The organism is Streptomyces sp. XM4193 (genome assembly GCF_023072595.1).
Lineage (GTDB): Bacteria > Actinomycetota > Actinomycetes > Streptomycetales > Streptomycetaceae > Streptomyces.
In genome coordinates, this window is the sequence record NZ_JALLGK010000001.1 from 1,297,913 (window position 1) to 1,323,877 (window position 25,965).

26 protein-coding genes are annotated in these 25,965 nt (G+C 72.5%); 19 read left to right on the top strand and 7 right to left on the bottom strand.

Features of this window, described 5'->3' with window-relative positions:
* Positions 1 to 122: 122 nt before the first annotated feature.
* Positions 123 to 896, bottom strand: a complete 774-nt coding sequence (locus tag MTQ01_RS05490; RefSeq protein WP_247487109.1) for a hypothetical protein — start codon at positions 894 to 896, stop codon at positions 123 to 125.
* A 128-nt stretch (positions 897 to 1,024) separates the two neighbouring features.
* Between MTQ01_RS05490 and MTQ01_RS05495 the strand changes: the two genes are divergently transcribed.
* The 4 genes from MTQ01_RS05495 (at position 1,025) to glmM (ending at position 5,777) form a co-directional block, all read left to right on the top strand.
* Positions 1,025 to 2,644: an ABC-F family ATP-binding cassette domain-containing protein gene (locus MTQ01_RS05495; protein WP_247487110.1), complete on the top strand. Its 1,620-nt coding sequence runs from the start codon at positions 1,025 to 1,027 to the stop codon at positions 2,642 to 2,644.
* A 361-nt stretch (positions 2,645 to 3,005) separates the two neighbouring features.
* Entirely contained in the window at positions 3,006 to 3,449 is a 444-nt protein-coding gene (gene rplM, locus MTQ01_RS05500; RefSeq protein ID WP_211043140.1) for a 50S ribosomal protein L13, read from the top strand.
* A 41-nt stretch (positions 3,450 to 3,490) separates the two neighbouring features.
* Positions 3,491 to 4,018 (top strand): 30S ribosomal protein S9, encoded by a 528-nt coding sequence (rpsI, locus tag MTQ01_RS05505; protein ID WP_247487111.1) that lies wholly within the window; start codon positions 3,491 to 3,493, stop codon positions 4,016 to 4,018.
* Positions 4,019 to 4,382: 364 nt separating this feature from the next.
* The gene (gene glmM / locus MTQ01_RS05510; protein ID WP_247487112.1) at positions 4,383 to 5,777 is read left to right on the top strand and encodes a phosphoglucosamine mutase; all 1,395 of its coding nucleotides are present in this window, start codon (positions 4,383 to 4,385) and stop codon (positions 5,775 to 5,777) included.
* Between the two features lie 168 nt (positions 5,778 to 5,945).
* Here the strand turns inward: glmM and coaA are convergent, their stop codons facing one another.
* On the bottom strand, positions 5,946 to 6,866 hold the full coding sequence (coaA, locus tag MTQ01_RS05515) for a type I pantothenate kinase (protein ID WP_247487758.1): 921 nt from the start codon (positions 6,864 to 6,866) through the stop codon (positions 5,946 to 5,948).
* A gap of 281 nt (positions 6,867 to 7,147) precedes the next feature.
* Between coaA and MTQ01_RS05520 the strand changes: the two genes are divergently transcribed.
* The 8 genes from MTQ01_RS05520 (at position 7,148) to MTQ01_RS05555 (ending at position 15,151) form a co-directional block, all read left to right on the top strand.
* Positions 7,148 to 7,333 (top strand): hypothetical protein, encoded by a 186-nt coding sequence (locus tag MTQ01_RS05520; protein ID WP_247487113.1) that lies wholly within the window; start codon positions 7,148 to 7,150, stop codon positions 7,331 to 7,333.
* 9 nt (positions 7,334 to 7,342) lie between these two features.
* Complete coding sequence (gene glmS, locus MTQ01_RS05525) at positions 7,343 to 9,190, top strand: glutamine--fructose-6-phosphate transaminase (isomerizing) (RefSeq protein WP_247487114.1); 1,848 nt, start codon at positions 7,343 to 7,345, stop codon at positions 9,188 to 9,190.
* 76 nt (positions 9,191 to 9,266) lie between these two features.
* Positions 9,267 to 9,635, top strand: coding sequence for a holo-ACP synthase (locus MTQ01_RS05530; RefSeq protein WP_247487115.1), 369 nt, complete (start codon positions 9,267 to 9,269; stop codon positions 9,633 to 9,635).
* A 352-nt stretch (positions 9,636 to 9,987) separates the two neighbouring features.
* The gene (locus MTQ01_RS05535; RefSeq protein WP_247487116.1) at positions 9,988 to 11,454 is read left to right on the top strand and encodes an NAD(P)H-hydrate dehydratase; all 1,467 of its coding nucleotides are present in this window, start codon (positions 9,988 to 9,990) and stop codon (positions 11,452 to 11,454) included.
* Between the two features lie 295 nt (positions 11,455 to 11,749).
* A complete protein-coding gene (gene alr, locus MTQ01_RS05540) occupies positions 11,750 to 12,901 on the top strand; it encodes an alanine racemase (protein WP_247487117.1) in 1,152 nt (383 codons plus the stop codon).
* Positions 12,902 to 12,945: 44 nt separating this feature from the next.
* On the top strand, positions 12,946 to 14,082 hold the full coding sequence (locus MTQ01_RS05545) for an alpha/beta fold hydrolase (protein WP_247487761.1): 1,137 nt from the start codon (positions 12,946 to 12,948) through the stop codon (positions 14,080 to 14,082).
* Positions 14,083 to 14,227: 145 nt separating this feature from the next.
* Positions 14,228 to 14,743, top strand: coding sequence for a tRNA (adenosine(37)-N6)-threonylcarbamoyltransferase complex ATPase subunit type 1 TsaE (gene tsaE / locus MTQ01_RS05550; RefSeq protein WP_247487118.1), 516 nt, complete (start codon positions 14,228 to 14,230; stop codon positions 14,741 to 14,743).
* A 201-nt stretch (positions 14,744 to 14,944) separates the two neighbouring features.
* The gene (locus tag MTQ01_RS05555) at positions 14,945 to 15,151 is read left to right on the top strand and encodes a hypothetical protein (RefSeq protein WP_247487119.1); all 207 of its coding nucleotides are present in this window, start codon (positions 14,945 to 14,947) and stop codon (positions 15,149 to 15,151) included.
* 122 nt (positions 15,152 to 15,273) lie between these two features.
* Here the strand turns inward: MTQ01_RS05555 and MTQ01_RS05560 are convergent, their stop codons facing one another.
* Entirely contained in the window at positions 15,274 to 15,834 is a 561-nt protein-coding gene (locus MTQ01_RS05560) for a hypothetical protein (protein WP_247487120.1), read from the bottom strand.
* Positions 15,835 to 16,139: 305 nt separating this feature from the next.
* On the opposite strand from MTQ01_RS05560, the gene tsaB reads away from it, so the two are divergent.
* The 3 genes from tsaB to MTQ01_RS05575 are packed head-to-tail and all read left to right on the top strand — an operon-like array spanning position 16,140 to position 17,661.
* Positions 16,140 to 16,805: a tRNA (adenosine(37)-N6)-threonylcarbamoyltransferase complex dimerization subunit type 1 TsaB gene (gene tsaB, locus MTQ01_RS05565; protein WP_247487121.1), complete on the top strand. Its 666-nt coding sequence runs from the start codon at positions 16,140 to 16,142 to the stop codon at positions 16,803 to 16,805.
* 32 nt (positions 16,806 to 16,837) lie between these two features.
* A complete protein-coding gene (gene rimI / locus MTQ01_RS05570) occupies positions 16,838 to 17,329 on the top strand; it encodes a ribosomal protein S18-alanine N-acetyltransferase (RefSeq protein ID WP_247487763.1) in 492 nt (163 codons plus the stop codon).
* The gene (locus MTQ01_RS05575; RefSeq protein ID WP_247487122.1) at positions 17,326 to 17,661 is read left to right on the top strand and encodes a hypothetical protein; all 336 of its coding nucleotides are present in this window, start codon (positions 17,326 to 17,328) and stop codon (positions 17,659 to 17,661) included. Before rimI ends, MTQ01_RS05575 begins: the two co-directional genes overlap by 4 nt.
* A gap of 67 nt (positions 17,662 to 17,728) precedes the next feature.
* Here MTQ01_RS05575 and MTQ01_RS05580 read toward each other — a convergent pair whose 3' ends face one another.
* Positions 17,729 to 18,988, bottom strand: coding sequence for a class I SAM-dependent methyltransferase (locus MTQ01_RS05580; RefSeq protein ID WP_247487123.1), 1,260 nt, complete (start codon positions 18,986 to 18,988; stop codon positions 17,729 to 17,731).
* Positions 18,989 to 19,063: 75 nt separating this feature from the next.
* Here MTQ01_RS05580 and MTQ01_RS05585 point away from each other — a divergent pair, with 75 nt between their 5' ends.
* The 3 genes from MTQ01_RS05585 to groL all read left to right on the top strand — a co-directional run bounded on the left by MTQ01_RS05585 (position 19,064) and on the right by groL (position 22,682).
* Positions 19,064 to 20,299 carry a polysaccharide deacetylase family protein gene (locus tag MTQ01_RS05585; protein WP_247487124.1) on the top strand — a complete coding sequence of 412 codons (1,236 nt, stop codon included), beginning with the start codon at positions 19,064 to 19,066 and terminating at the stop codon, positions 20,297 to 20,299.
* 337 nt (positions 20,300 to 20,636) lie between these two features.
* Complete coding sequence (gene groES, locus MTQ01_RS05590) at positions 20,637 to 20,945, top strand: co-chaperone GroES (protein ID WP_247487125.1); 309 nt, start codon at positions 20,637 to 20,639, stop codon at positions 20,943 to 20,945.
* 120 nt (positions 20,946 to 21,065) lie between these two features.
* The gene (gene groL, locus MTQ01_RS05595) at positions 21,066 to 22,682 is read left to right on the top strand and encodes a chaperonin GroEL (RefSeq protein ID WP_247487126.1); all 1,617 of its coding nucleotides are present in this window, start codon (positions 21,066 to 21,068) and stop codon (positions 22,680 to 22,682) included.
* Positions 22,683 to 22,793: 111 nt separating this feature from the next.
* Here the strand turns inward: groL and MTQ01_RS05600 are convergent, their stop codons facing one another.
* Together MTQ01_RS05600 and MTQ01_RS05605 are read right to left on the bottom strand one after the other, a co-directional pair.
* Positions 22,794 to 23,585, bottom strand: coding sequence for an SDR family oxidoreductase (locus MTQ01_RS05600; RefSeq protein ID WP_247487127.1), 792 nt, complete (start codon positions 23,583 to 23,585; stop codon positions 22,794 to 22,796).
* A gap of 143 nt (positions 23,586 to 23,728) precedes the next feature.
* Complete coding sequence (locus tag MTQ01_RS05605; protein WP_247487128.1) at positions 23,729 to 24,385, bottom strand: MOSC domain-containing protein; 657 nt, start codon at positions 24,383 to 24,385, stop codon at positions 23,729 to 23,731.
* An 80-nt stretch (positions 24,386 to 24,465) separates the two neighbouring features.
* Between MTQ01_RS05605 and MTQ01_RS05610 the strand changes: the two genes are divergently transcribed.
* A complete protein-coding gene (locus MTQ01_RS05610; RefSeq protein ID WP_247487129.1) occupies positions 24,466 to 25,368 on the top strand; it encodes a LysR family transcriptional regulator in 903 nt (300 codons plus the stop codon).
* Between the two features lie 237 nt (positions 25,369 to 25,605).
* Here MTQ01_RS05610 and MTQ01_RS05615 read toward each other — a convergent pair whose 3' ends face one another.
* Positions 25,606 to 25,920: a WhiB family transcriptional regulator gene (locus tag MTQ01_RS05615; protein WP_211039211.1), complete on the bottom strand. Its 315-nt coding sequence runs from the start codon at positions 25,918 to 25,920 to the stop codon at positions 25,606 to 25,608.
* Between the last annotated feature and the right edge of the window lie 45 nt (positions 25,921 to 25,965).

The following is a 25,965-nucleotide window of genomic DNA, read 5'->3' on the forward strand; positions in this document are numbered from 1 at the left end:
CGTGGCCCGTGGCCCGGCCCGCGCCGCTGGGCGCGCGCCCGGCACCAACGCCGCGCCCGGCATTAACGCCGCGCCGAGCCGGGCCCGCGGCCTCCGCCCGGCTCGTGCCGTGCAGCGGGGGCTCAGCCGTCCTGCTCCAGCTGTTCCGCGTACGCCTTGTCGGCCTGGTCCTCGCCGCGCTGGTGGATCTGCTCGAAGGTGTACTTCGCCAGATCGCGGCCGGTGGTCTGCGCGGTGTCGCCCTTCTTCGCGTCCTTGCCGTTCTCGTAGCCGGCGACGGTGAAGTAGGCGTAGCGGCCGACGGAGTTGGCGCTCACGTGGCAGGCGGAGGTCTTGCAGAACTCACTGACCCCGGAACCGTCGAGCGGTGAGATCTGCTGCGCCTCGCCGGCGGTGGAGCGGGCCTGCGCACGGGTGTCGAAGAGGGCCACACCGACCGTCACGACCCGTCCGCCGCCTATGAAGGTGGCGCGGTGCAGCTGCTTGCACGCGTTGCTCTCCAGCGCGGTGCTGAGTCCGCCGCCGGCCGCGTTCTCGCAGGTGGTGGTGTTGGCGGTGCCGCGGCGCAGATAGGTGCGCCCGTTGACGCTCACCTCGGAGGTGGAGAAGAGCCGCTTGGCGCTCAGCGGAGCGGTGTCCTTCTCGGGGTCGGTGATGAAGTCGGTGGGGTTGGGCGGCGGTGGCGGCGCCTTGGACTCGAAGGTCGGCTTGGGCCCCTGGCTGGACGGCAGTTCCTCGGGCGTCGGCAGGGCGCCCTGTGAGCCGTCGTCGTCGCGGCCCTGCGCGACCACGGCGACCGCTATCACCGCCGCCAGCGCGACCGCGGCCACTCCGCCCCCGCCGATGAACAGCATCCGCCGCTTGCGTGCGCGCGAGGCCTCCGCGTCGCTCGCCAAGGCGTCCCAGTCCGGCGTGTGTGATCCACCAGGGCCCCAGTCAGGCCCCCCTTGCCCAAAGCTCATGCGGTGAATCCTACGGAAATCCGGTTGGTCTCCGAGGCCGAGGGCGGTCACAATCCGGCCTCATGGGTCACGTGGAAGTCGCACATCTGGAATATCTGCTGCCGGACGGTCGGGTGCTGCTCGACGACGTCTCGTTCAGGGTGGGCGAGGGCACCGCCGTCGCGCTGGTCGGTGCCAACGGGGCGGGCAAGACGACGCTGTTGCGGCTGATCGCCGGCGATCTCCAGCCGGACGAGGGGAGCGTGGTCACCAGCGGCGGCCTGGGTGTGATGCCCCAGTTCATCGGCTCCGTACGGGACGAGCGGACCGTGCGCGACCTGCTGGTGTCGGTCGCTCCGCCGCGTCTGCGGACCGCCGCCGAGGCGGTGGACGCCGCGGAGCTGGCGCTGATGGAACGGGACGACGAGAAGGCGCAGTTGGACTACGCGCAGGCGCTCAGCGACTGGGCCGAGGTGCAGGGGTACGAGGCGGAGACGCTCTGGGACGTCTGCACCACGGCCGCGCTGGACGTCCCCTACGAGCGCGCCCAGTGGCGGAAGGTGACGACGCTCTCGGGCGGCGAGCAGAAGCGGCTGGTGCTGGAGTACCTGCTGCGCGGCCCGGAGGAGGTGCTGCTGCTCGACGAGCCGGACAACTACCTGGACGTGCCGGGCAAGCGCTGGCTGGAGGAGCAGTTGCGGCAGACCCGCAAGACGGTGCTCTTCATCTCCCACGACCGCGAGCTGCTGGCCCGTACGGCCCGGCGGATCATCAGCGTGGAGCCCGGCCCGGCCGGTTCGGACGTGTGGGTGCACGGCGCGGGTTTCGACACGTACCACGAGGCGCGGCGCGAACGCTTCGCCCGCTTCGAGGAGTTGAGGCGGCGCTGGGACGAGAAGCACGCCCAGCTCAAGCGGCTGGTGAACACCCTGAAGAACAAGGCGGCGTTCAACGACGGCCTCGCCTCGCGCTACCAGGCGGCACGCACCCGGCTGCGGAAGTTCGAGGAGGCCGGTCCGCCGCAGGAGCCGCCGCGCGAGCAGGACATCACCATGCGGCTGCGCGGCGGCCGTACCGGAGTGCGTGCGATCACCTGCAAGGGGCTCGAACTGACCGGTCTGATGCGCCCGTTCGACCTGGAGGTCTTCTACGGCGAACGGGTCGCGGTGCTCGGGTCCAACGGCTCGGGGAAGTCGCACTTCCTGCGGTTGCTCGCCGGTGAGGAGGTCGCGCACACGGGGGCGTGGAGACTCGGCGCCAGGGTCGTCCCCGGCCACTTCGCCCAGACCCACGCCCATCCGGAGCTGGCCGGGCGCAGTCTGCTGGACATCCTGTGGAAGGAGCACGCCAGGGACCGCGGCGGTGCGATGCCGGTGCTGCGCCGCTACGAGCTCGACCGTCAGGCCGAGCAGCCCTTCGACCGTCTCTCCGGCGGGCAGCAGGCACGTTTCCAGATCCTGCTGCTGGAGCTGGTGGGCACCACCGCGCTGCTGCTGGACGAGCCCACCGACAACTTGGACCTGGAGAGCGCCGAGGCGCTCCAGACCGGCCTGGAGGCGTACGACGGGACGGTGCTCGCGGTGACCCACGACCGCTGGTTCGCGCGCTCCTTCGACCGCTTTCTGGTCTTCGGCTCCGACGGGCTGGTGCGGGAGGCGCCGGAGCCGGTCTGGGACGAGGCCCGGGTGGCCCGCCGCCGCTGATCCCGCCGTCCCGGCCGGCGCGGTTCGCGAGCCGCGGGAGCGCGGGGATCGGCGCGCTCCCGCGGCGCCGGTACGCCGAGGCCGGGCTGCGGCGCGCGGGCGTCGGTCGGGGGTGCTCGGACGTCACCCGCACGGGGGAGCCGGGGCCCGCTTTGACCCTGCTGGCGGACGGACGGTAGTCTGCCTGTTTGTTATGCGTATTGGCTTGCTCCATCTCACGGTGAGAGGCCGCTACGCAGGTCCACCAGGACGATGACCAGCGACCAGCGGGCGGATGCGTCACCGCCGTGCGGTCTCGGCTGTCGTGATCTCCGGGTGGCCTTGTCAGGACCCACTCACTGAAGAAGCGAAGGCTACGACCGTGCGTACGTTCAGCCCCAAGCCCGGCGACATCCAGCGCCAGTGGCACGTCATCGACGCCCAGGACGTGGTCCTGGGTCGTCTGGCCTCTCAGGCGGCCACCCTCCTGCGGGGCAAGCACAAGCCCGTGTACGCGCCCCACGTCGACACCGGTGACTTCGTCATCATCATCAACGCCGACAAGGTGCACCTGTCCGGTAACAAGCGGACCCAGAAGCTCGCCTACCGCCACTCCGGTTACCCGGGCGGCCTGCGCTCCGTGCGCTACGACGAGCTGCTGGAGAAGAACCCGGAGAAGGCCGTCGAGAAGGCCGTCAAGGGCATGCTCCCCAAGAACACCCTGGGCCGTCAGATGTTCTCGAAGCTGAAGGTCTACGCGGGCGACCAGCACCCGCACGCTGCTCAGCAGCCGGTCCCGTTCGAGATCACCCAGGTCGCGCAGTAAGTCCGGCCACACCCCTAGACGAAGAGAAGCTGAGGAATTCCGTGGCTGAGACCGCTGAGACCGTCGAGAACACCGAGAACGCCGAGCACGTCGGCGAGGAGTTCGAGGAGTACACCACCGAGACCCCCGAGGTCGCCGGTGAGTACACCTCCGAGTCCCTCGCCGCGCCGTTCGGTGAGCCCCAGCCGGCAGCCGGCACCGGCCGCCGCAAGAACGCCATCGCGCGTGTCCGTATCGTCCCGGGCTCCGGCCAGTGGCGCATCAACGGCCGCCCGCTGGACGGTTACTTCCCGAACAAGGTGCACCAGCAGGAAGTCAACGAGCCCTTCAAGGTGCTCGAGCTGGACAACCGCTACGACGTCGTTGCCCGCATCTCCGGCGGCGGCATCTCGGGTCAGGCCGGCGCGCTGCGCCTGGGCGTGGCCCGTGCGCTGAACGAGGCGGACGTGGACAACAACCGCGGCCCGCTGAAGAAGGCCGGCTTCCTCACCCGTGACGCCCGTGCGGTGGAGCGGAAGAAGGCCGGTCTCAAGAAGGCGCGCAAGGGTACGCAGTACAGCAAGCGCTGACCCGGCCCCTGGCTGTGGTGGACGCCCCGGCGGCACGCTCCGTGCTCGCCGGGGCGTTCCCGTATCGGGGCGCCCCCGGCCGCCGCGCGGAACCGCGCGAGCGCGCGGCCCCCGCCGCAGCCGTTGCGCCCGCCGCACCCGCCCGCGGGCGCCGCGCCCGTACGAGCGCGGCGCGGTCGCGGAGCGTACGGGGCGTATACAGGAATGGGCCGCCGGTGCTCTCCGGTCGCCCTCCGTCGTGCATCGCAGGACGGACATCACATGACTTCCCCGGCCCGGCGGGAGGGCGGGGAACCGGCCGCGCCCCGCGACCGTCGCACTCGCAGGCGGCCGACCACACAGCTCGACAGCTCGGAGGACAACGGTGGGACGACTCTTCGGTACGGATGGAGTGCGTGGCGTCGCCAACGCCGGGCTGACGGCCGAGATGGCGCTCGGTCTCTCGGTCGCCGCCGCGCACGTGCTGACCGAAGCGGGACCCACCGGTGGCGGAGAGCCGGCGCCGGAACGCACCACCTCGGGCGAGCGACGCCCGGTGGCCGTGGTGGGGCGCGACCCGCGCGCCTCGGGCGAGTTCCTGGAGGCGGCCGTGGTCGCCGGACTCGCCAGCGCCGGTGTGGACGTGCTGCGGGTGGGCGTGCTACCGACGCCGGCCGTCGCCTATCTGACGGGTTCGCTCGGTGCGGACCTGGGCGTGATGCTGTCGGCCAGCCACAACCCGATGCCGGACAACGGGATCAAGTTCTTCGCGCGCGGTGGCCACAAGCTCGCCGACGAGCTGGAGGACCGTATCGAGGCCGTCTACCGCGAGCACTCCACGGGTGAGCCGTGGAAGCGTCCGATCGGTGCGGGCGTCGGCCGGGTGCGGACGTACGACGAGGGCTTCGACAGCTACGTCGCCCACCTGCTGGGTGTGCTGCCGAACCGTCTGGACGGGCTGAAGGTCGTCATCGACGGTGCCCACGGCGCCGCCGCCCGGGTCTCCCCGGAGGCGTTCGCGCGCGCCGGTGCCGAGGTGGTCACGATCGCCGCGGCCCCCGACGGCCTCAACATCAACGACGGCTGCGGCTCCACCCATCTGGAGGGGCTGCGCGCGGCCGTCGTGGAGCACGGCGCGGATCTCGGCGTCGCGCACGACGGCGACGCGGACCGCTGCCTCGCGGTGGACGCCGACGGCGCGGAGATCGACGGCGACCAGATCCTGGCGGTGCTCGCGGTCGGCATGAAGGAAGCCGGCACGCTGCGCAACGACACGGTGGTGGCCACCGTGATGTCCAACCTCGGCTTCAAGCTCGCGATGGAGGCCGCCGGGCTGCAGCTGCTCCAGACCGCGGTCGGTGACCGGTACGTGCTGGAGGAGCTCAAGCGCGGCGGACACTCGCTCGGTGGTGAGCAGTCGGGCCATGTGATCGTGCTCGACCACGCCACCACCGGCGACGGCACCCTCACCGGGCTGATGCTGGCGGCCAGGGTGGCCGCGACCCGCAAACCCCTCGCCGAGCTGGTCACCGTGATGGAGCGGCTGCCGCAGGTGCTGATCAACGTGCCCGAGGTTGACCGGACCCGGGTCACCAGCTCGGCCGAGCTGGCCGCCGCGGTGGTCGAGGCGGAGCGTGAACTGGGCGCCACCGGACGGGTGTTGCTGCGGCCCTCGGGCACGGAGCCGCTGGTGCGGGTGATGGTCGAGGCCGCCGATCTGGAGCAGGCCCGCGCGGTCGCCCAGCGGCTGGCCGACGTGGTCAAGAGCTCCCTGGGCTAGGCCCTGCGGCCCGGGCCCGACGGCGGCCCGGGCCGGTGCCGCTCTGTCGCCGCCCTCCGCACACCGCGTGCAGTACCGGTCCACGCCCGTGCGGCGCCCTGCCCGTGCGGCGGCGCGGCGGGTGCGGCAGGGGCGTGGCGGCCGGCCCGGTTGTCGGGGTCGGCCCGGTCAGAGCTTGCGCAGCGAGAGCCGGCGCACCTTGTGGTCGCCGCCCTTGCGCAGCACCAGGCTGGCCCGTCCGCGGGTGGGCTCGATGTTCTCCCGGAGGTTCGGCCGGTTGATGGTGCGCCAGATGTTGCGCCCGTACTCCAGTGCCTCGTCCTCGGAGACCTCGGTGTACTTGCGGAAGTAGGACGAGGGGTCCTGGAACGCCGTACGGCGCAGGGTGCGGAAGCGTTCCAGGTACCACTGCTCGATGTCGTCGGCCCGGGCGTCGACGTAGAGGGAGAAGTCGAAGAAGTCCGCCACCGCGACGCGGGTGCGGCCGTCCCGGCCGGGCAGCGCGGGCTGCAGCACGTTCAGCCCCTCGACGATGAGTATGTCCGGGCGGGAGACGACCAGCCGCTCGCCGGGGACGATGTCGTAGATCAGATGGCTGTAGACCGGTGCGCTGACCTCCTCCTTTCCGGCCTTGACCGCGGCGACGAAGCGGGTGAGGGCCCGCCGGTCGAAGGACTCGGGGAACCCCTTGCGGGACATCAGCCCCCGCCGGTGCAGCTCCGCGTTGGGCAGCAGGAAGCCGTCGGTGGTGACCAGCTCGACCTTGGGGTGCTCGGGCCAGCGGGCGAGGAGTTCGCGCAGCAGCCTGGCGACCGTGGACTTGCCGACGGCGACGCTCCCGGCGACGCCGATGACGAACGGGGTGCCGGGCTGGGCGCCGTCGCCGAGGAAGGTGTTGAGCGCGCCGCGCAGTCCGTGGGTGGCGCCGACGTAGAGGTTGAGCAGCCGAGAGAGCGGGAGGTAGACCTCGCGGACCTCGTCGAGGTCGATGACGTCGCCGAGGCCGCGCAGATGCTCCAGCTCGGCGGCGGTCAGCGGCAGCGGGGTGCGCTCGCGCAGGGCGCTCCACTCCTCGCGGCTGAGGTCCACGTACGGCGTCGGGTCCCCCGTACGGCGTCGGCTGGAGTCGCCGCGCCGGCCGGCGGCTTCGGTGAGGGCGGCGGTCACCGCGGATTGGCTGGCCACGGCTCCATTGTGGTCAGCGCGGGCGCGGGCTTCCTGTCGGGGTGTGCGGGCATCCGCTTGGGGCGGCTTTGACCTGCTCCTTTGTCGGGTAACGAGAAACTTTCGTAGATTTGTGCGCACCTCTGTACGCACCCCGGGCGGAAGCGTAGATTCCCCTCACCGTCCGCAGCCCTGAGGGGGCCGTTATGCCATCGCACTTCGACGCACTCATAGAGGAGCTCCCCGACGAGGACCTCGCCGGGGACCTTCAGCACGCGCTGGACATGTACGTCGTCGGCAGCAAGCCGCGCTGCGAGGAGGCGGAATATCTGACCCTTCTGCACGAAGCGAAGGACGGCATGGCCGACGAGGAGGAACTTCCCTCGTCGTAGGCTGCGTGCATGTGCGGAATCGTTGGATATGTAGGAGGGCAGTCCGCCCTCGACGTGGTCATCGCCGGTCTGCGGCGGCTGGAGTACCGGGGCTATGACTCCGCCGGTGTGGCGGTTCTCGCCGACGGCGGACTGGCCGCGGCGAAGAAGGCCGGGAAGCTGGTCAACCTGACCAAAGTGCTCGACGAGCGTCCGCTGCCCGACGGCAACACCGGTATCGGGCACACCCGTTGGGCCACCCACGGCGGCCCCACCGACGCCAACGCCCACCCGCATCTGGACAACGCGGGCCGGGTCTCCGTCGTCCACAACGGCATCATCGAGAACTTCGCCTCGCTCCGCGACGAGCTGTCCGAGCGCGGCCACGCACTGCACTCGGAGACCGACACCGAGGTCGTCTCGCACCTCCTCGCCGAGAACTTCTCCTCCTGCGGCGACCTCGCCGAGGCCATGCGGCAGGTCTGCCGCCGCCTGGAGGGCGCCTTCACCCTCGTCGCCGTGCACGCCGACCAGCCGGACACCGTGGTCGGCGCCCGCCGCAACTCGCCGCTGGTGGTGGGAGTCGGGGACGGCGAGACCTTCCTCGCCTCCGACGTGGCCGCCTTCATCGAGCACACCCGGGACGCCATCGAGCTCGGCCAGGACCAGGTGGTCGAGCTGAGCAGGGACGGCGTGCAGGTCACCGACTTCGACGGCGCCGCCGCAGAGGTGCGCGAGTACCACGTCGACTGGGACGCGTCGGCCGCCGAGAAGGGCGGCTACGACTACTTCATGCTCAAGGAGATCGCCGAGCAGCCCAAGGCCGTCTCCGACACCCTGCTCGGCCGGATCGACGGAGCGGGCCAGCTGCACCTGGACGAGATCCGCATCCCGCCGCGGGTGCTGCGCGAGGTCGACAAGGTCGTGATCGTCGCCTGCGGCACCGCCTACCACGCGGGCATGATCGCCAAGTACGCCATCGAGCACTGGACGCGGGTGCCCTGCGAGACCGAGCTGGCCAGCGAGTTCCGCTACCGCGACCCGATCCTGGACTCCCGGACGCTGGTCATCGCGATCTCCCAGTCCGGCGAGACGATGGACACCCTGATGGCGCTGCGGCACGCCCGCGAGCAGGGCGCCAGGGTGCTCGCGATCTGCAACACCAACGGTTCGACCATCCCGCGCGAGTCCGACGCGGTCCTCTACACCCACGCGGGCCCCGAGGTCGCGGTCGCCTCGACCAAGGCGTTCCTGACGCAGTTGGTCGCCTGCTATCTGGTGGCGCTCTACCTCGGCCAGGTGCGCGGCACCAAGTGGGGCGACGAAATCCGGTCGGTCGTCGGGCAGTTGGCGAAGATCGGCAACGAGGTCGAGGCCGTCCTGGACACCATGGAGCCGGTGCGGGAGCTCGCCCGCAGCCTCGCCGACCGGGACACGGTGCTCTTCCTCGGCCGCCACGTCGGATTCCCGGTGGCGCTGGAGGGCGCGCTCAAGCTCAAGGAGCTGGCCTACATGCACGCCGAGGGCTTCGCGGCCGGCGAGCTCAAGCACGGCCCGATCGCGCTGATCGAGCAGGGCGTGCCGGTCGTCGTGGTGGTGCCCTCGCCGCGCGGCCGGTCCGTGCTGCACGACAAGATCGTCTCCAACATCCAGGAGGTACGGGCGCGCGGGGCGCTGACCATCGTGATCGCCGAGGAGGGCGACACCGTGGTGGAGCCGTACGCCGACCACCTCGTACGCGTGCCGGTGACGCCGACGCTGCTCCAGCCGCTGGTCGCCACGGTGCCGTTGCAGGTCTTCGCCTGCGAGCTGGCCACCGCCCGCGGCAACGAGGTCGACCAGCCGCGCAATCTGGCGAAGTCGGTCACGGTCGAATGAGTGCGGGACCAGGGCCGCGCGTGCGGCCGCGGCGGGCAGGAAGCCCTCGTGACGGTCGGGGCGGGACGGTCGCACGGTGATCGTCGGGGTCGGCATCGACGTGGCCGAGATCGAGCGGTTCGCGCAATCCCTCGCGCGCACACCGGAGTTGGCGGACCGCCTCTTCACCAGCGGTGAGCTGTGCCTGCCCAGCGGCGAGCGGCGCGGCGTCGCGTCGCTCGCCGCCCGGTTCGCCGCCAAGGAGGCGCTGGCCAAGGCGCTCGGCGCACCCGGCGGACTGCGCTGGACGGACGCCGAGGTGCACACCGAGGCCAGCGGGCGACCGGTGCTCACCGTGCGCGGGACGGTGGCCGAGCGCGCGGCCGAGCTGGGCGTGCGCAACTGGCACCTCTCGCTCAGCCACGACGCAGGAGTGGCGTCGGCGGTGGTCATAGCCGAGGCATGAGCCCGCCGCGTCCGGCCGGGCCGCGTGCGGTCGGGCTGTGTGCGGTCGGGCCGCGTCCCGCCGGGCCGCGTCCCGCCGGGCCGCGTCCGGCCGGGCTGCGTGCGTTCGGCCGGCGTCCGCTCGGGCTGCGGATGTCCGGCCACTCTTCTCCGGGAGTAGGCCACTCTTCTCCGGGAGGGTGACCGTTCGGCCTGCGCCCGTGCCCGCTCCTGCCCGGTCGGCGGGCACGCGTGTGCCGCCCGTGCGCGCCGTCGTCCGCCCCTCCCCGCGGCGGCGATCGCCGGGCCGTTCCCGCGGATTGACGGGGCGTCAGTCTGCGCCGGGTGCTCCGCCGTCGGGTAGGACTGGCGGTATGAGGACTGCCTACAGCGTCGAGACCGTACGTGCCGCGGAGCGGGAGCTGATGGCCCGGCTGCCGGAAGGCGCGCTGATGCGCCGCGCCGCCGCGAGCCTGGCCGCGACAGCGGTACGGATGCTGGACCGGGTGTACGGCGCGAGGGTGCTGCTGCTCGTCGGCGGCGGCGACAACGGGGGTGACGCGCTGTACGCCGGCGCGCTGCTCGCCCGCCGGGGCGCGGCCGTCACCGCCGTACTGCTGAGCCCCGACCGCGCCCACCCCGGCGGGCTCGCCGCGCTGCGGACCGCCGGCGGCAGCGCCGGGCCGGCGGCGGCCGTCTCCGGCCGGGCCCTGCTCGCCGATCTGGTGCTCGACGGCATCACCGGGATCGGCGGCCGGGGCGAACTGCGTCCGGAGGCAGCCGAGTTGGTCGCACGGCTCGACGCCCGACGAGCCGACGCCACCGAGCTGCCGGTGCTCGCCGTCGACCTGCCGAGCGGGGTGGACGCGGACACCGGCGAGGTGCCCGGTGCGGCGGTACGGGCGACCGCGACCGCCACCTTCGGGGCGTACAAGCCGGGGCTGTTGGTCGACCCCGGTCGGCAGCGAGCGGGCACGGTGCGGCTGGTGGACATCGGCCTGGGCCCGCACCTGCCGCTCCAGCCCGAACTGATCGCCCTCCAACACCCGGACGTGGCAGGGCTGTTGCCGCTGCCGTCCCCGGAGAGCGACAAGTACCGGCGCGGTGTGGTCGGCGTCGCCGCCGGCTCCGCACGCTATCCGGGGGCCGCGGTGCTGGCTGTCGGCGGCGCTCTGCGGGGAGGCGCGGGCGCCGTGCGGTACGCGGGGCACGCGGCCGAGGGCGTGGTCGCCGCCCATCCCGAGACGCTGGTCTCCGGCGGTGCGCCGCGCGAGGCCGGTCGGGTGCAGTCCTGGGTCGTCGGCCCGGGCCTCGGCACGGACGCGGAGGCGGAACGAGCCGTGGCGCAGGTGCTGGAGGCCGACGTCCCGGTGCTCGTCGACGCCGACGGGCTGCGTTTCCTGGACCCCGGACGGGTGCGTGCGCGGCGCGCGCCGACGCTGCTCACCCCGCACGCCGGTGAGGCCGCCGCCCTGCTCGATGTGGCCCGCGAGAAGGTCGAGGCCGAACGCCTGGCGTCGGTGCGGGAGTTGGCCCGCCGCTACGGGGCGACCGTACTGCTCAAGGGCTCCACCACGCTGGTCGCCTCCGGCGGTCGGCCGGTGCGCGTCAACCCCACCGGCACCGGTTGGCTGGCCACCGCGGGCAGCGGGGACGTGCTGGCCGGGCTGGCCGGCAGCCTGCTCGCCGCCGGCCTGGACGCGCTCGACGCGGCGTCGGTGGGCGCGTATCTGCACGGGCTCGCCGCCCGGCTCGCCCCGCAACCGTGCACCGCCGTCGAGGTCGCGGCGGCGCTGCCGAGCGCGTGGCAGCAGGTTCGCGCGACCGCCGGAACCGACTGACTCCTCGCCCACCGACCCCGGGCGCCCGTCGACGGGCGCTCCGTGAGCCGACACCGGGCGCGCCCGTCGACCGGGACCGGCGGACTTCCGGAAGCCGCGGCCGTACGCCCCGCGTGCCCGCCGGATGCTCCGCGCCGCGGCCTGCCGCGCAGGCCCGCTCGCGCGCCCGCTCGGGACCGAGTCGTACGCCCCGGCGCGCGCCCGTGCGGACCGCGCGCCGGGATACGAGACGAAGCGCCCGGAGCTGACGTACCGGGCGCTTCGTGTCGTATCCCGGCCCTGAGACACTGGGTCGGTGAACAACGCACCATCCTCCTGGCCGCACCGTGCCCGCGCGGTCGTCGATCTCGCCGCGCTCCGCGCCAATGTGGCCGCGCTGCGCGCCCGCGCCTCGGACGGTGTCGGCCTGATGGCCGTGGTCAAGGCCGATGCGTACGGTCACGGCCTGCTGCCCTGCGCCCGTACGATCCGTGACGCCGGGGCGGAGTGGTTGGGCACCGCGACGCCCGAGGAGGCGTTCGCGCTCCGGGCCGACGGCGACCGCGGGCGAGTGCTGTGCTGGCAGTGGACGCCGGGAGGGCCCTGGCAGGAGGCGCTGCGTCAGGACATCGACGTGTCCGCGGGCGCCGAGTGGGCGGTGCGCGAGATCGCCGCGGCGGCGCGTGCCACCGGCCGTACCGCGCGGGTGCACCTGAAGGCGGACACCGGGCTGGGGCGCGGCGGTTGCCAGCCCGCCGACTGGCCGGAGCTGGTGAGCGCGGCCCGCACCGCCGAGCGGGAGGGCCTGCTGCGGGTGACCGGTCTGTGGTCCCACTTCGCCTGCGCCGACGAGCCGGGGCACCCCTCGATCGCCGCTCAACTCGACGTCTTCCACGACGCGTTGAAGATCGCCGACGAGGCAGGTCTGAAGCCCGAGGTGCGCCACATGGCCAACTCGCCCGCCACGCTGACGATTCCGGCCTCCCACTTCGACCTGGTGCGGCCCGGCCTCTCGCTCTACGGGCTCTCGCCCTCCCCGGAGCTGGGCGTGCCCGCCGACTTCGGGCTGCGGCCGGTGATGACGCTCAGCGCGGACCTGGCGCTGGTCAAGCGGGTGCCCGGCGGTCACGGAGTCTCCTACGGCCACAGCCACGTCACCGCCGAGGACACCACGCTCGCCCTGATCCCCCTCGGCTACGCGGACGGCATTCCACGGCACGCCTCGGGGCGCGGCCCCGTGCTGGTGGCCGGGAAGTGGCGGACGGCCGCAGGGCGGGTGGCGATGGACCAGTTCGTCGTCGAGCTCGGTGAGGACAGCGCGGAGGCGGGCGAGGAGGCCGTGCTCTTCGGCCCCGGCGACCGGGGCGAGCCCACCGCGGAGGACTGGGCACGTGCCGTCGGCACCATCGGGTACGAGATTGTCGCCCGGATAGGCTCGCGAGTGCCCCGGGTGTACACGGGGGAGTAGCCGAGAGGGGAGCGGGCGTGACGGAGGCCCAGCGCAGGCGCGGAATGGGTGTCGCCGGTGCCGCGATAGGCGCGGTCGCCGCCGGTGTCGCACTGGAGCGGCTGACGGTGCACCGCGCGGTGCGGCGGCGGGCGCGGCTGGCACTGGACGCGACCGGACCGTACGGCACGCTGCGCGGGGTCGCCGGTACGGCGGTCGCCGACGACGGCACCGAGCTGCACTACGAGGTGGAGGAGCCCGGTCATCCGGAGGCTCCCGCAGCGGAGGGCGGCAGCGGTTCGCGGATGCGTCGCAAGTCCGGCTCGCGGCGCGCTTCCCGGTCCCAAACCCTCACTGTCGTTTTCAGTCACGGCTACTGCCTGACCCAGGACTCCTGGCACTTCCAGCGCGAGGCGCTGCGCGAGCTGGGCACCGTACGCGCCGTCTACTGGGACCAGCGCAGCCACGGCCGCAGCGAGCGGGGCCGTTCGCAGCAGGTCGGCGCGGTGGGCGACGTACCGGTGAGCATCGACCGGCTCGGCCGGGACCTGATGGCGGTGCTGGACGCCGCCGTTCCCGAGGGGCCGGTCCTGCTGGTCGGGCACTCCATGGGCGGGATGACGATGATGGCGCTCGCCGCCCAGTACCCGGACTGGGTGGCGGAACGGGTCGTCGGCGCCGGCTTCGTCGGCACCTCGGCGGGCGGCCTCGGCGAGGTGACGTACGGGCTGCCGTCGGCCGGGATCAGCGTGATGCGCAAGGTCGTGCCCGGGGTCCTCAAGGCGCTCGCCTCGCACTCGGCCCTGGTCGAACGCGGTCGCGCGGCCACCGCCGACCTGCTCGCCGGCTGGGTCAAGCACTACAGCTTCGGGGAGCCGCGCACCGTCGACCCGGCCGTCGCCCGGTTCGCCGAGCGGTTGATCGAGTCGACGCCGATCGATGTGGTGGCCGAGTTCTATCCGGCCTTCCACGCCCACGAGAAGGGCGAGGCGCTCGCCGCGTTCAACGACGGCCACGCGCTGGTCATCGCGGGGGAGAAGGACCTGCTCACGCCCAAGGCGCACAGCGAGGCGATCGCCGCAGCCCTGCCCGGGGCGAGTCTGGAGATAGTCCCGGACACCGGCCATCTGCTGATGCTGGAGCGGCCCGAACTCCTCAACGAGCGCCTGCGCGAGCTGATCGCCGAGGTGCGCGGACGCTGACGCCGGACGCGGCCCTCGCCGCCCGACCGTGTGCCGAACGGTCCGCGGCTGCCCGGAGAGCCGGTGCGGGCCGCGGCGGTCGGTGCGGGTCCCGAGGTCGGGAGCGCTGGGCCTCGGGGGCCGGGGCAGGCCGTAGCATCGCTGCATGCAGATGCGCACCACTGTCCGTACGCCCGAGGAGATGCTGCGGTTCGGCCGCGGCCTGGCCGGGCTGCTGCGCGCCGGCGACCTCGTACTGCTGAGCGGTGAGCTCGGCGCGGGCAAGACGACGCTGACCAGGGGGCTCGGCGAGAGCCTCGGTGTGCGCGGCCCGGTGGCCTCGCCCACCTTCGTGATCGCGCGGGTGCACCCCTCGCTGGTCGGCGGCCCCGCCCTCGTCCACGTCGACGCCTACCGCCTGGGCGGCGGTCTGGACGAGATGGAGGACCTGGAGCTCGACGTCTCCCTGGAGAGCTCGGTCGTGGTGGTCGAATGGGGCGAGGGCAAGGTCGAGGAGCTGTCCGAAAATCGTCTGCACGTGACCATCGAGCGTGCGGTCGGCGAGCAGCCCGACTCCGCGGAGAGCGCCGACAACGTCGATTCCGCCGACGACGTCCGCACGGTCACCGTGGCGGCGGTCGGCGACCGGTGGCACTCGCAGGACCTCGCCGTCCTGGCCTGAGACCGCCGCGATCGTCGGGCAGTCGTGGCCGGCGGGCGCCGCAAGATCGAACATCGCACCGGTACACCGCAGGTCAGTGCGGTGCGCCCGGGAATCCGACAGTCTGTCGGTAAAATCTTGCGCGGGCTGACCGTGCCGTGTTCCCATGGGAGGACGCCGCGAACTTAGGTGAGCCTAATTCGCTGTCTGAGGGGAGCATCCATGTCGGACCACCAGCGTGCGCCGCGATCCGTCAACCCCGAGGACGCGTCGAAGTCGGCCAACCCGCGATTCGAGGAGCTGCTGGCGTCCTGCGCCGCGGCCAGCGCCGTCTCCACGCCGCCCGACGCTCCCGGCGCCGCTGCCGCTGACGAGACCTCGGACGTTCCGGACCTCGCCGAGGGCGTCAACCGCCCCCGCGCAGCCTGATCCCGGGGCCGCCGCCCACCTGATCCGACCCGCCCGACCGCACGCGTGCCGGGGCCGGGGTGTGCGCGGGGTGGGCGTGATTCAAGCCGCGGAGCTCGACGTCCGCCGATCGAAAGAGGCGGTCAGTCGACCACGACGACGCGGGTGTCCAGCGTCGCGAAGAGCCACATCGCCTCGCCGTCGGCCCTGTCCTCCCGGACCCCGCCGGTCTTCCTGCTCGGGTCGGGGTTGGGCGTGGACCCGTCTATGGCCGCGCTGAAACCGACCGAGACGCCACCCACGTCGGCGAACCGGACCACGTTCTCGATCGGGACGCCGTCGGTGCCGGTGACGTGCCCCGAGCGCGAGGTGACGCGGTAGTTGCCGGGAGGCGGGTCGACCGTTCCGGGGGTGACCTCGAAGGTCCGGCTCGGAGTGCCGTTCTTGCCGACCAGCCAGACCCGGTCCGCCTTGAGCGAGTAGACGACGCGCTTGCCCTCGCCCGTGCCGACCGGCAGCTTAAACTCGTCCTTCTCACCCGTCGCACTGTCGTCCGGGGACGCGGGAGCGGAGGGACTCGGCTTCGCACGCCGCTCGTCGTCCCGCTCCTTGGCGGCGGACGCCTGGACCGCCAGCACGCCGACCACAGCAAGAGCCGCGGCGGTCAGGCCGGCCACGACGATCCCCGTACTGTTGCGCGCCACCCTCGGTCACCTCTCGGACACATACGCCACACCCGACAGCCTTTGTGACCGTCGTACGAGTGACGTTAGCAGTCGCGGAAGGGCCTTCTCGGCAGCCCGGTCCGGCCTTCGCCGCCGCCCGCCGCGCTCGGCCGACCCGCGTCGTACGCGCCCGCACCCGCACTCGCTGTCGGCGTGCGGCCCGGCACCCGGCTCGCGTCCCCGCCGCGTCCCCGCCGCGGTCCACCGCCCCGTGGCGCCGGACAGGGCGGCGCTGCCTGCCCACCCGGCGCGGGCGGGGCGCCGGGGCGCCGTAGGCTTGGCGTGTGCTGCTGCTAGCTCTGGACACCGCCACCCCCGCCGTGACCGCCGCTCTCCACGACGGAGAGCGCGTGCTGGCGTCGTTCGACCAGATCGACGCCCGCCGCCACGGCGAGCTTCTGCTGCCCGCCGTGGACCGCGTCTTCACCGAGGCGGGCCGCGACCGCAACGAGCTGACCGGAGTGGTCGCAGGAGTCGGTCCCGGCCCCTACACCGGCCTGCGGGTCGGACTTGCGACGGCGAGCAGCCTCGGCGCCGCGCTGGGAGTGCCGGTGCACGGCCTGTGCACGCTGGACGGGATCGCGTGGGCGTCCGGGCTGGACGAGCCGTTCGTCGTGGCGACCGACGCCCGCCGCAAGGAGGTGTACTGGGCGACGTACGCCGACGCCCGTACGCGCACGGACGGGCCCGCGGTCGACCGGTCGAGCGAACTCCCCTCCGAGGTCGCGGCGTTGACCGCCGTCGGCGCCGGTGCGGTGCAGTACGGGGACGACTTCCCGCGACTGCGCGCCGATCTGCCCCAGCACCAGTCGGCCGCCGCCCTGGCCTCTCTCGCCGCGGAGCGCCTGGCCGCGGGCGCCGTCGCCGAGTTCCTGCCGCCGCTGCCGCTCTATCTGCGCCGGCCCGATGCGAAGGTCCCGGCCGGCTACAAGGTGGTCACCCCCAGGTGAGCGCGGCGCAGACATCCGTGCGCCTGCGCGAGATGCGCTGGTGGGACATCGATCCGGTGTTCGCCCTCGAGCGGGAGATCTTCCCCGAGGACGCCTGGTCGGAGGGGATGTTCTGGTCCGAACTCGCCCATGCGCGCGGCCCGTCGGCCGGCCGCAGATACCTCGTCGCGGACGACGGTGGCGATATCGCCGGCTACGGCGGGTTCGGCGCGGTGGACGGCACCGGCGACATCCTGACCATCGCCGTGGCGCCCGGCTGGGAGGGGCGCGGTCTCGGTGCGCGGCTGCTCACCGGACTCCTCGACGCGGCGACGGACTTCGGCTGCCACGAGGTGCTGCTGGAGGTCCGCGTCGACAACCACCGGGCCCAACGCCTCTACGAGCGCTTCGACTTCGAACCGCTCGGGGTGCGTCGCGGCTACTACCAGCCCGCGAACGTCGACGCACTGGTGATGCGCCGCCCGCACTCGCCACCCGCCACCGACCCGTCCGGCACCGACCCGAAGGGCTGGTCCGCCGCATGACGCTCGCGCTGATGTGGGAGGCCCGCGCAGCCGAGGGCCGCGCCGCCGAGCTGCTGGCCTGGGTGAGGGCCCAACCGCTCGACGCCGTGCCGCGACGGCGTGAGACCTTCAGCGCTCCGGGTGACCGGGTGCTCGTCGTCACCTGGTGGGATGCCGACGCCGAGGACTGGGAGCCCGCCGAGCCCGTACAGCCCACCGAGCCCGTACAGCCCACCGCGGACGCATCGAGTGAACCGGTGACGCCCGCCGTCGCCGAACTCCCCGAGCCCCCGGCCGAGTTGCTGCGCCGCCCCGTGCACCGCTGGCACTTCACCTCCCTCGGCACCGACTGACCCGCGCGCCGCCCCGCCCTCCCAGCCCGCACCGACCACCCACCACGCCTGCCCCTGGCCCGTTCGCTCAGGTGCCGGTCACGGGGTGGCCCAGCAGCATGGCCGGTGCGCCCTCCGTGCGGGTGAGGAAGACGGTCGCCGACGCGGGACCGCGAGGTTTGACCTTTCTCCGCAGCTCCTCGGGCTCGATCGGCGATCCGCGCTTCTTGACCGTCAGCGTGCCGACCTCGCGTTCCCGCAGCAGGGCCTTCAGCCGCTTGAGGTTGAACGGCAGCGCATCGGTGATCTCGTACGCCCGTGCGTACGGGGTGGTGCGCAGCTCGTCGGCGGTGAGATAGGCGATCGTTGGGTCGATCAGCCGCGCGTCCAGGTCCCGCGCCAGTTCGGCCACGAGGTGCGAGCGGATGACGGCGCCGTCCGGCTCGTAGAGATAGCGCAGCACCGGGCCGGCCTGCGGATCCGGGAGCCCCTCGCCGATCAGCGAGTGGCGCTCGGGCAGCAGGGTGGCGCGTACGGCGGGACGGATCGGGCCCGCCGGCTGCGCGAGACCGCCGAACCAGAGCACGGCCTCCTTCACCTCGCCGTCGACCGAGATCCACTCCGCCTCGGCGTCCGGCGGGATCGCCTCGTGGGGCACTCCGGGAGCGATCTTGAGCGCGGCACACGGCATCCGTGCGGCCAGTTCGCCGGCCCAGGACAGGGGCGGCGAGTACGCCTCGGGGTCGAAGATCCGGCCACGGCCGCCGCGGCGTGCCGGGTCGACGAAGACCGCGTCGTACGGTTCGGGCCCGCCGAGCAGCTCCTCGTCCCCGAGGTCGGCGGCTTCGGCGCGGCGCACCTCGATGAGACCGTCGAGGCCGAGTGCGGCGGCGTTGGCTGCGAGAACCGCGCAGGTCAGCGGGGAGCGGTCCACCGCGAGGACCTCCACGCCCGCTCGGGCGAGGGCCAGGGCGTCGCCGCCCACTCCGCAGCAGACGTCCACCAGTCGACGGACGCCCGCGGCCGCGATCCGCTCGGCCCGGTAGGTGGCCACCGTCGATCTGGTGGCCTGTTCCAGGCCGTCCGGGGTGAAGTACATCCGGCTCGCGTCCGCCGCCCCGAACTTGGCGACCGCCCGTTGGCGCAGCCGGGCCTGGCCGATCGCCGCGGAGACCAGTTCCGGCGGGTGCTCGCGGCGGAGCCTGGTCGCCACGGCCAGCTCCTGTGCGGGGTCGAAGTTCCTCAGTTCGTCGAGGAGTTGCTGCCCCTGCGGGGTCAGCAGCCGGGCGAAGGAGTCCACGGCGTCGGGCGGGGTGCTGGTGCTGTCGGATACGGCCACACGAGCCATTTTCCCCGGCTGTCTCCGGCAGTGCCGAACCGGCTTCCGGGGAAGGGCCGCAGACGGCTGTCAGCATCCGGCCCCATGAAGCTAATCCGACAAATCACACAAATCCCGGGGAGGGGGCGGTCGCCGTCCCCTCCGCCGCGTACGGGTCGTCTGTTCCGCCGAGCGGGTGCCGTCTCGCTCGCCGCGCTGCTCGCCGTCTCCTGCGGCTGGGCGAACACCGGTCGACCCGACCCCCGCCCCGGCGCCCCCGACGGCAGCACGACCAACCCCGACGCGACGGGCCGGGACGCGACGGGCCTCGAAGCGACGGGCCGGGACGCGGCCGACTCGGACGCGACGGGCCAGGATGCAACGGGCCGAAGTGCGGCGGACCCCGACGCGACGGACCCCGACGCGACGGACCTCGGCGCCGGTGCCCCCGCCGGTGGGCGGATGCGCGGGGCTCCGCTCGACGAACCGCTCTCCGGGGCCCCGGCCGGCGCCGAGGGCGGGCCCGCCGAGCAGCGCGCCGGTTCCGAACTGACCCTGGGGGCCCGTCAGCGGGTCCAGGCCTCCCGGGCCGCCGCCGCACTGGACGCCTACGCGCAGCGCCTGCACCGCCGCGAGCAGCTCCGCGTCGCCGCCGCCCGCACCTGGAAGGTGGCCCGCACCCCGCTGCGTCCGCCCCCGCCGCCGGACCGCAAGCCGGATGTCACCAGCGACGCCGACCACCTGGGCGAGGGGCTGCCGCCGGTGCTCAACCGCGTCCCGACCCGCGACCGGGTCGTCTTCCTCACCATCGACGACGGCCACCACAAGGATCCCGAGCTCATCCGGATGCTCCGCGAACTCGACGTCCCCTACAGTGCGTTCCTCTCGGACTACGTCGCCGCGGACGACTACGACTACTTCCGCCGCATGCAGCGAGCGGGCGCGGGGATCCACAATCACACCCTCACCCACAAGGAACTGCCGAAGCTCTCCTACGAGGGGCAGCGCAAGGAGATCTGCGGTCAACAGGAGGTGCTCGCCGAGGAGTTCGGCAAGCCGCCGAAGCTGTTCCGGCCGCCCTACGGGGCGTACAACCGAGACACCCTGCGGGCCGCGGCCACCTGCGGCATCACCGCTGTTCCGCTGTGGGCGGAGGAGGCGTGGGCCAAGCGCTTCGACTGGCGCAGGGCGGACCGCAAGTTCCATCCCGGCGACATCGTTCTCACGCACTTCCGGGGCAGGGAAGAGTGGGGCGGCTCGATGGCCGACATGGTCCGCCGCACGCTGAAGACCGCCACCGAACAGGGCTTTGCCGTGGCCAGGTTGGAGGACTACCTCTGAGTTCCGGCGCTGCGAACCCCGTCGACGGGGAGCCGGCACGGAACGGTTCCGAGGGCGTCGGCGGGGCCGCCGCGGGGTCCGTCGGGACGCCGTGCGGGAGGGTTCACTGGCACTCGGCTTGACCGAGTGCTAAGCGCGGCATAATCTCGGCACTGGCACTCTCCGCGTGGGAGTGCCAGACATGAGCACAACGGCGCGCGCAAAACCGGGAGTGCCCCGCACCCACGGCGAGCGAGCGTCCGCGACAGGCGATCCGGCACCCGCGACGACGGATCACCAGACGTCGCACACCAAGACATGCAGACCCCGTGAGATCTCCGAAGGGGGAGGTCGGATCGTGACGACCGCCAGCTCCAAGGTTGCCATCAAGCCGCTTGAGGACCGCATTGTGGTCCAGCCGCTCGACGCAGAGCAGACCACGGCTTCGGGCCTGGTCATTCCGGACACCGCCAAGGAGAAGCCCCAGGAGGGCACCGTCCTGGCCGTGGGCCCGGGCCGCGTCGAGGACGGCAAGCGCGTCGAGCTCGACGTCAACGTCGGCGACATCGTGCTCTACAGCAAGTACGGCGGCACCGAGGTGAAGTACAACGGCGAGGAGTACCTCGTCCTCTCGGCCCGCGACGTTCTCGCGATCGTCGAGAAGTAAGCACCCACGTTTGCCGATCCGCGCCCTGGTTCTCCCGAGTCATCCATGACGACGAGTCATTCATGACAACCGGGGCCGGGGCGCGGTTCGTTTGAGAGGACTGGAGAGGACCCCAGCAGCATGGCGAAGATCCTTAAGTTCGACGAGGACGCCCGGCGCGCCCTGGAGCGCGGCGTCGACAAGCTCGCCGACACCGTGAAGGTGACGATCGGCCCCAAGGGCCGCAACGTCGTCATCGACAAGAAGTTCGGTGCCCCGACCATCACCAACGACGGCGTCACCATCGCCCGTGAGGTCGAGGTCGAGGACCCGTACGAGAACCTCGGCGCCCAGCTGGTGAAGGAGGTGGCGACCAAGACCAACGACATCGCGGGTGACGGCACCACCACCGCCACCGTGCTCGCCCAGGCCCTGGTGCGCGAGGGTCTGCGCAACGTCGCCGCGGGCGCCTCCCCGGCCGCGTTGAAGAAGGGCATCGACGCCGCCGTCAAGGCCGTCTCCGCCGATCTGATCGACTCCGCCCGCCCGATCGACTCCAAGGAGGACATCGCCGCCGTAGCCGCGCTGTCCGCCCAGGACAAGCAGGTCGGTGAGCTCATCGCCGAGGCGATGGACAAGGTGGGCAAGGACGGTGTCATCACCGTCGAGGAGTCCCAGACCTTCGGTCTGGAGCTGGACTTCACCGAGGGCATGGCCTTCGACAAGGGCTACCTGTCCCCGTACATGGTCACCGACCAGGAGCGTATGGAGGCCGTCCTCGACGACCCGTACATCCTGATCCACCAGGGCAAGATCAGCTCCATCCAGGACCTGCTGCCGCTCCTGGAGAAGGTCATGCAGGCCGGTGGCTCCAAGCCGCTGCTGATCATCGCCGAGGACGTCGAGGGCGAGGCGCTCTCCACCCTGGTCGTGAACAAGATCCGTGGCACCTTCAACGCCGTCGCGGTGAAGGCTCCGGGCTTCGGTGACCGCCGCAAGGCGATGCTGGGCGACATGGCCACCCTCACCGGCGGCACCGTCGTCGCCGAAGAGGTCGGCCTCAAGCTCGACCAGGTCGGCGTCGAGGTGCTCGGCACCGCCCGCCGCGTCACCGTCACCAAGGACGACACCACCATCGTCGACGGCGCCGGCTCCTCGGACGACGTTCAGGGCCGCGTCGCCCAGATCAAGGCCGAGATCGACGCCACCGACTCCGACTGGGACCGCGAGAAGCTCCAGGAGCGTCTCGCGAAGCTGGCCGGCGGTGTCTGCGTGATCCGCGTCGGTGCCGCGACCGAGGTCGAGCTCAAGGAGAAGAAGCACCGTCTGGAGGACGCCATCTCCGCGACCCGCGCCGCGGTCGAGGAGGGCATCGTCTCCGGTGGTGGCTCCGCGCTCGTCCACGCCGCCAAGGTCCTGGAGGGCAACCTCGACAAGACCGACGACGAGGCCACCGGTGTCGCCGTGGTCCGCCGCGCGGTCGTCGAGCCGCTGCGCTGGATCGCCGAGAACGCCGGCCTGGAGGGCTACGTCATCACCTCCAAGGTCGCCGAGCTCCCCAAGGGCGAGGGCTACAACGCCTCTTCCGGCGAGTACGGCGACCTGGTGAAGGCCGGCGTCATCGACCCGGTCAAGGTCACCCGCTCCGCACTGGAGAACGCCGCCTCCATCGCCTCGCTGCTCCTGACGACCGAGACCCTGGTCGTCGAGAAGCCGGCCGAGGACGAGGACGCTGCCGGTCACGGCCACGCGCACTGATCTCTCGCGCGCTCGTCCGCGGGCCGTCGCTCTTCCGTATCCGTACGGGAGGCGGCGGCCCGCGGCCGTTCCACCGGCCGCCGGCGCAAGGTCGGTTCGGCCGCGGGTCGTTCAGTCGCCGTCGCCCGTACGGGTCGGGCCGTACTTGCGGCCGGATCTGGACGACACCCGGCCCATCAGATTGCGCGGCACCAGCTTGCTGGCCCCGATCAGCGTCTTGTAGCGGGGGTCGGGCACGGACAGGGTCCGGCCGCGTGACAGGTCCTTCAGCGCCGCGTCGACCACGCGATCCGCCTCCAGCCACATCCAGTTCGGGATGTTGCCGGTGCCCATCCCCGCCCGCTGGTGGAACTCGGTTCGCACGAACCCCGGGCACAGCGCGAGCAGTCGGACTCCCGAGCCCGCCAGATCCTGCGCCGCGCCCTGAGTGAACTGGACCACCCACGCCTTGCTCGCCCCGTACGTCCCGCGCGGCAGGAAGGCGGCCACCGAGGCGACGTTGACCACTCCGCCGCGACCGCGCTCGCGCATCTGCCGCACTCCCGCGGTGGTCAGCCGCAACACGGCCTCGCAGTGCACCTTGAGCATCGTCAGCTCGTCGGCCACCGGTACGTCGAGGTAGCCGCCCCTGTTGCCGAAGCCCGCGTTGTTGACGAGCAGATCGACCGGGTGCCTGCGGTCCGACAACCGCTCCTCGACGGCCGCGATGCCCTCGTCCGTGGACAGGTCGGCAGCGAGTACGGAGACCTCGACGCCGTGCATGTCGTGCAGTTCGGTCGCGTGGTCGCTCAGCCGCCGCTCGTCGCGAGCCACGAGTACGAGGTTGTGGCCGTCCCGTGCGAGGCGCCGGGCGAAGGCGGCCCCGAGGCCCGCGGTGGCTCCGGTGATCAGTGCAGTCGTCATGTCCGAACGGTATAGCGGCACTCGCAGTCCCGAACGGGCCGCCCGGCGCGCCCGGTTCGGGGCGGACGCCGGCCCGCACCGTGTTCGGACGGGGCGCACCCCGGAGAAGCCGTCCCCTCGCGGTGTGCGTCCGGATCGGTGCCTCAGCCCAGGTGCTTGAGGGCGCGCTCGCGTGCCTCGGGGTCCAGCGCGTTCCCCGCTTCGAGGATCTCCGGCAGCCGCTCCGACTCGGTGAGCAGCGCCCGGAAGAGCAGGTTCACCGTGACGCGGTGGGCGGGGCGGTGCTCCACCCGTACGGTGTCCGACGCCTGTACGTCGCCGGGCTCGAGCACGCGCAGATAGGCGCCCGGCCGTGCGGCCTGTGTGAAGCGCTTGATCCAGCCGGTCTCCCCGAGCTTGCCCTGGAAGGTACGGCAGGGGATGCGCACCGAGCAGACCTCCAGCAGCAGGTGCTCCCCGATCCGCCAACGCTCCCCGATCAGGGCCTCGTTGATGTCGAGCCCCTCCGTGGTGAGGTTCTCGCCGAACAGGCCGTTCGGCAGCTCGCGGTCGAGCTCGCGCTCCCACCGGTCCAGGTCCTCCCGCGCGTACGCGTAGACCGCCTGGGTGTCGCCGCCGTGGTGCCGCAGGTCGCCGATGGCGTCCCCGGCCAGACCGCTGCCGCCGACGCCCTTGGGGCCGGGCGCGCTCACCCGCACCGGCGCGTCGACCGGCTTCTTGCCGATGCCGGTCCTGCCACCGGGGGCACCGGTGTGCTCGCTGGGCTCGAAGGTGCCGACGTTCACCGTGAGAATGCGCATGCGGTCATGCTAGAAGCGCCCCACCCAAAGCAGCAATCGATTATTTCGCTATCTCGCCAAGGCTGTCTTATGGTCGGGCCATGATTGAGGCTCGACACCTTCGAGTGCTGCGCGCGGTCGTCCGCGCGGGCTCCTATTCGGGCGCGGCACGGGAACTCGGCTGCACCCAACCCGCGGTCAGCCAGCAGATGAAAGCCCTCGAACAGTCCGTCGGCACACCGCTGTTGGTCCGCATCGGCCGCGAGGCGCGTCCGACCGACGCGGGCGCGGCGCTGATGCGGCACGCGGCGGGCGTACTCGCCGGGCTCGCCGCGGCCGAGGAGGAGGTCGCGGCGATCGCCGGGCTGCGGGCCGGACGCGTACGGCTGGTCTCGTTCCCGAGCGGAAGCTCCACGCTGGTGCCCACCGCCGTGGCGCGGCTGCGCTCGGGCCACCCGGGCACCCGGGTCTCGCTGGTCGAGGCGGAGCCGCCGCGCTCGGTGGAGATGCTGCGCGCCGGCGAGGCGGACATCGCCCTCGCCTTCCGCTACCCCGGCACGGGCACGGACCCGGACACGGAGTGGTCCGATCTGGCGATCCGCCCACTCTTCACGGACAGCCTCGTCGGACTGGTGCCCGAGGGCCACCGCTTCGCGGACGCGGGGGAGGTGGGCATCGCCGAGCTGGCCGAGGAGCCGTGGATCGCCGGCTGTCCGCGCTGTCGCGGGCATCTGGTGGAGGTGTGCGAAGCAGCGGGTTTCACCCCGCGGATCGACTTCGCCACCGACGACTACCCCGCTGTCGTCGGTCTGGTGGGCGCGGGCCTCGGGGTCGCGGTGCTGCCCGCACCGGCCGTCGAGTCCGTACGGCCGAGGGGTACGTGCACCGTGCGCGTGGTGCCCGAGGTCAGGCGCGAGGTGGTCGCCCTGACGCTGCCCGATCTGGAGCGGGTGCCCGCGGTGGCGGCGATGCTCGACCGGCTCGCCGAGGCGTCCGAGGCGTAGCCCGGCACCTCGCGGCCCGGCCCGCCGCGCAGCGCTGTGTGTTCACGGCCGCAGCGCGACGCTCGAACTGCCGCACCGGCGCGGGGAGTTGGCGAGGCGCCACCTCCCCGCGCCGCCGCTGACGCTCCTGCGGGGCTGTTCGGGCGCAGGAGCTGCGCCAAGACGTGCCGACGCGCGGGGACACCGCGCGCACGGGGGTGTGCAGATACGTTTCTTCGGTCGTCTTTCCGGCGGGCCCTAGCCGGGGGTGCTGGTCGTGGCGGTGACCAGGCGGCTGCGGGCGCGGCCCATCAACTCCTCGCGCTCGTCCTCGGTCAGGCCGCCCCAGACCCCGTAGGGCTCGCGGACGGTGAGGGCGTGTGCCGCGCACTCGGCGCGCACGGGACAACGCATGCAGACCTCTTTCGCTGATGCCTCGCGCGCGCTGCGGGCTGCTCCGCGCTCTCCCTCGGGGTGGAAGAAGAGTGAGCTGTCCACGCCGCGGCAGGCAGCGAGAAGCTGCCAGTCCCACAGATCGGCGTTGGGGCCCGGAAGGCGGGAGAAATCTGCCATTGCTCGTTCCTCTCGGAGCTTTGCTGCCGGCTGCTGAACTGGTCT